Below are 4884 nucleotides of genomic sequence, written 5' to 3'. Positions count from 1 at the left end.
GGCGGCGTTCTTCGCGGCGGCGCGCGCCGAGATCGCGCTGCGGGTGGGCGACCTGCCGGGCGCGCTGCGCGAGGCGCAGTCGGCGCTGGCGCGCCTCGGCGCGGCGTCGTGGGGGGTGGCCGTCGGGTATCCGCTGGGCACGCTGGTCCTGGCCGCCACCCGTGCGGGCGAGCACGACGAGGCGGCCAAGTACCTGGCCATGTCCGTCCCGGAGGCGATGTTCCAGAGCCGGCACGGCCTGCACTACCTGTACGCCAGGGGCCATCACCATCTGGCGGCGGGGCACGCGCACGCCGCGCTCGCCGACTTCCTGAGCTGCGGCGACCTGATCCGCACCTGGGGGCTGGACACCGCCGGGCCGGTGCCGTGGCGCACGGACGCGGCCGAGGCGTGGCTGCGCCTGGGCAACCGCGACCAGGCCCGCCGGCTCATCCGCGAGCAGCTGTCCCGGACCGACGGGCGCGGCCCGGCGCTGCGGCTGCTGGCCGCGGCGAGCCCGCCGGGGCGGCGGCTCCCGCTGCTGACCGAGGCGGTCGACCTGGCCGAGGCGTCGGGCGACCGGTTCGAGCAGGCCCGGGTGCTGGCCGACCTGAGCCGCGTGCACGCGACCGGCAACCGGCGGCGCGCCCGGCTGCTGCTGCGCCAGGCGCTGCACGTGGCGACGATGTGCGGCATGCGGCCGCTCGCCCAGGAGCTGCTGTCGGTGCAGGCCGACCTCGGCGGGGCGGAGTCGATGACGGACGACCCGGACGGCATCGCCTCCCTCACCGACTCCGAGCGCCGGGTCGCGTCGCTGGCGGTCCTCGGCCACACCAACCGGGAGATCGCCGCGAAGCTCTACATCACGCCGAGCACGGTCGAGCAGCACCTGACCCGCATCTACCGCAAGCTGGGCATCCGGCGGCGCAAGGATCTGCCCGCCGACCTGTGGGCCGGGCTCATGAAGACCGGCTGACCGCGCCGGGACCCGCGCCGGCCCCCGCCCCCAGCCCGTCCAGCAGGGCGTCGACGAGGGCGGCCGCGCCGGCGCGGTCCCCGGCCGTGCCGAAGAGGTAGAAGTCGGGGCGGACCAGCGCGGCCACCGCCCCGGCCTCGTCGAGGTAGGGCAGGTGGACCGCGTCGAGGTCCGCCGCCGCGTCCAGCCGGACGACGCGGGTGCCGAGGGCGGCGAGCGCGGCGGCGCGGGCGGGGTCGAGCAGGTCTCCGGGCGGCTCGGTGGTGAGCAGGACGAAACCGCGGCCGGCGACCTCGTCGAACAGCCCCTCGCGGCCGCCGAGCCGGATCCGCCCCTGCGGGGTGAGCCCGCCCGCCGGGCCGCGCGGGCGGCCGTCCGCGTCCCGGTGGAGCAGTCCCGCGGCCAGCGGGTGCACCGCCGAGGGCGGGGGCGCGGCCAGGCCGCGCTCGCGAATGCCGATCATGACGGCGTCGCGGTCGCGGGCGGCGGCCGGGTCGGTCTGGCAGATGACGCGGCCGAGGTCGACGGACATGGTGATCGCGTGCCGGACGTGGGCCCGCCGCTCGTCGGTGTAGGTGTCCAGGAGCGTCTCGGCGGCGCGCCCGGTGAGCACCAGGTCCAGTTTCCAGGCCAGGTTGGCGGCGTCCCGGAAGCCCGAGCACATGCCCTGCCCGGCGAACGGGGGCATCAGGTGCGCGGCGTCGCCCGCGAGGAGCACCCGGCCCGCCCGCCACCGGTCGGCGTACCGCGCCTGGAAGGTGTAGACGGCGTGCCGCTCCAGCGTCGCGCCGCTCTCGTCGATGCCGAACAGGCCGAGCAGCCGCCACACGTTGCGGACGCTGCCGAACTCCTCGGGAGACTCCTCCGGCAGGCGCATGAACTCCCACCGGCGGTGCCCGGGGCCCGCCGAGACGGCGGTGCGCGGCCGGGCCGGGTCGCAGACCTGGAGGTTGTTCGGGACGAACGCGCGCGGCTCGTGCAGCCGCACGTCACAGGTCAGCCAGTCGTTGAAGAAGCGCAGGTCGCTGGCCGTGATCCCGGCGGCCTCGCGGACGAGGCTGTTGGCGCCGTCGCAGCCCACGACGTACCGGGCCGACAGCACGCCGCCCTCGGGCCCCTCGACGGTGACCTCCACCCGGTCGCCGGCGTCGCGCAGGTCGACCGCGCGGTGGCCGCGCAGGACCCGCAGCGTGGGCTGCCGCCGGCCCCGCTCGGCGAGGGCGGACTCGATCCCGGGCTGGTACATCGAGATCGAGTCGGGCCAGCCGGACCAGCCGCGTTCGGCCACCGCCACCTCGAACAGGGTGGCGCCCTCCCCGTTCACCCAGACGTAGTCGCGGGAGGGCTCGCCGACCTCGCCGAGCGCCGCGCCGATGCCCGCGGCGGCGAGGATGCGGGCGGACTCGCCGTCGAACGAGACGGCGCGCGGCATCGGGTAGGGCCTCGGCCGGCGTTCCACGACGGTGACCCGGTGCCCCCGCGCGGCCAGCAGCGTGGCGGTCACCTGCCCGACGGGCCCGTAGCCGACGACGAGGACGTCGGTGTCCGTGCCGCTCACCGCGCCGTTCGCCGCGCCGTTCACGGGGCCGCTCACCGGGCGCTCCCCGCTTCGGCGGCCGGACGGAGGATCTCGGCGACGACGCGTTCGTGCTCGGCCGGGTCGGTGAGCACGCGGACGGTCTCGTGGCCGTCGTCCACGGTGAGCAGGCGCTTGCCGATGAGGACGCGCTGCCCGGTGGCGAAGGACCGTCCGCGGACCAGGATCCCGGCGCCCGCGAGCGCACGGGCGAACGCCTCCAGCTCCGCCGACGGGACCTGCCATTCGGCCAGGTCCCGGGGCCGGTCGCGGAACCGGTAGACCGCCTGCCAGGGGCCGGCCCGCCCGCTGCGCTCGACGACCCGGTGGCCGTCGCGCGCCACGACGCGGAACCGGCTGCCGTGCTGCGGCTGGACCTCCTCGGTCACCCGCAGCGGTTCCAGGTAGGAGGGGCCGACGAAGCCGACGTCCACGAGGAAGAGCGCGCCGCCGATCCGGGCGTGGTTGAAGACGTGCTCCAGGTCGGGGCCGAACGAGCCGTCCATCTGGCGGATGCCCGCCCCGAACACGCCGACCTCGAAGCCCAGCTCCGCCAGCAGGATGCGGAACAGGCCGTTGAGCTCGTAGCAGACCCCGCCGCGGCCGCCGAGGACGATCTCGTCGAACGCCGCGTCCCGGTCGATGTCCACGCCCGCCCACAGCGCGGTGCCGCGCCCGGTGTTCAGGGCGCTGTCGTACGGGAACGCGACCAGGTGCCGGTGGTGGAGTTCGCGCAGGGTCTCCAGCGTGGGGGCGGCGGGCCCGCGGTGGCCGAGGACCCGGAGGTAGGTGTCGACGTCGAACGGCATGGCTCAGCCCTCGGTCGGTTCGGTCGGTTCGGTCGGTTCGGTCGGCCCGGTCAGTTCGGTCAGCAGGTGGGCGGCGAGCTCGGCCGGGGTCGCCAGATCGAAGATCAGCATCGCGGGGAGCTCCAGGCCGGTCGCGGCGGAGAGCCGGTTGCGCAGCTCGACCGCGGTGAGCGACACGAACCCGGACTCGAAGAACACGTCGGCGGGCGCGAGGGCCTCGGCGGGCGGCCGGCCCAGCACCGCCGACGCCTCGGCCCGCACGAACTCCAGGAGCACCGCGCGGCGCTCGTCCTCGGGAAGCTCGGAGAGCCCGGCGAGCGGGGACGGTGGATCCGCCTCGTCCTCCGGTTCCTCCGTCACCGGCGCGGCGGTGGGGGTGGGGGCGGATGACTCCAGCCAGTAGTGGCGGTGCTGGAACGCGTAGGTGGGCAGGTCGACGCGGGGCCGCCCGGCCAGGAGCGCCGACCAGTCGACGCCCGCGCCGCGGACGCGCAGGGCCGCCGCCGAGAGCAGGAACGTGCGCAGCCCGTCCTCGCCCCGGCGCAGCGAGCCGGTCACGGCGGCCGGGAGCGCGCCGGCGGCGTCGCGGATCTCGGCGGCCAGCACCGGATGCGCGCTGACCTCGACGAACGCCCGGAACCCGTCGTCCAGGAGGGCACGGGCGGCGATATCGAAGCGCACCAGGCCGCGCAGGTTGCGGTACCAGTAGGCGGCGTCGAGGCGTGAGGTGTCCAGCCACGCGCCCTCGACGGTGGAGAAGAAGGGGACGGGCGAGGGCTTGGGAGCGAGGCCGTCCAGGACGTCGTGGAGCTCGTCCCGGATGCCCTCGACGTGGGAGCTGTGCGAAGCGTAGTCCACGGGGATCCGGCGGACCCGCACGCCTTCGCTCTCGTAGAGGTCGACCAGCTCGGTCAGGGCGCCGGCGTCCCCGGCGACGACGACCGAGGCGGGCCCGTTGACGGCGGCCTTCTCGATCCGGCCGTGCCAGCGGTCCAGCCGGGCGGTGACCCGGTCCTCGGGCAGCCCGATCGACGCCATGCCGCCGCGCCCCGCCAGCCCGCGCGCGATCGCCTGGCTGCGCAACGCGACCACGCGGGCCGCGTCCTCCAGCGACAGCGCCCCGGCGACATGAGCGGCGGCGATCTCACCCTGCGAGTGCCCGACCACCGCGTCCGGCACCACGCCGAACGACTCCCACAGCCGCGCGAGCCCCACCATCACCGCGAACGAGACCGGCTGCACCACGTCCACCCGATCCAGCGGGCCGCGCAGCGCCTCGGACAAAGACCAGTCCACATGCGGTTCCAGAGCCGCCTCGACCTCGGCCAAGGCGGCCGCGAACACCGGCGACTCCTCGGCGAGCCGGACGCCCATCCCCGCCCACTGGGCGCCTTGCCCCGGGAACACGAGGACCGTCCGGCCCTCGACGTCCGCGACGCCCGTCACCGTGCTCGGCCCGGCCTCGCCCGCGGCGAGGGCGCGCAGCCCCGCGAGCGCCTCGGCGCGGTCCGCCGCCACGACGACGCCGCGATGGGGCAGGGCCG

At 76.2% G+C, this 4884-nt stretch carries 4 protein-coding genes; 1 reads left to right on the top strand and 3 read right to left on the bottom strand.

Features of this window, described 5'->3' with window-relative positions:
* The coding region (locus E1291_RS39205; protein ID WP_131743081.1) for a helix-turn-helix transcriptional regulator at nucleotides 1-955 on the top strand (955 nt) is incomplete at its 5' end.
* Here E1291_RS39205 and mhpA read toward each other — a convergent pair.
* The 3 genes from mhpA to E1291_RS39190 all read right to left on the bottom strand — a co-directional run.
* On the bottom strand, nucleotides 939-2549 hold the full coding sequence (gene mhpA / locus E1291_RS39200) for a bifunctional 3-(3-hydroxy-phenyl)propionate/3-hydroxycinnamic acid hydroxylase MhpA (RefSeq protein WP_242614660.1): 1611 nt from the start codon (nucleotides 2547-2549) through the stop codon (nucleotides 939-941). The two genes, E1291_RS39205 and mhpA, sit on opposite strands and share 17 nt — an antisense overlap.
* Nucleotides 2546-3340: an arylamine N-acetyltransferase family protein gene (locus tag E1291_RS39195; protein WP_131743080.1), complete on the bottom strand. Its 795-nt coding sequence runs from the start codon at nucleotides 3338-3340 to the stop codon at nucleotides 2546-2548. Before E1291_RS39195 ends, mhpA begins: the two co-directional genes overlap by 4 nt.
* Before the next feature lie 3 nt (nucleotides 3341-3343).
* Nucleotides 3344-4884, bottom strand: a 1541-nt coding sequence (locus E1291_RS39190; protein WP_131743079.1) for an acyltransferase domain-containing protein, incomplete at its 5' end; no start/stop codon positions are given.

This window comes from Actinomadura roseirufa (assembly GCF_900659635.1).
GTDB lineage: Bacteria > Actinomycetota > Actinomycetes > Streptosporangiales > Streptosporangiaceae > Spirillospora > Spirillospora roseirufa.
Note: the sequence above shows the minus strand (reverse complement) of the source record. Positions and strands in the feature narration are given on the sequence as shown.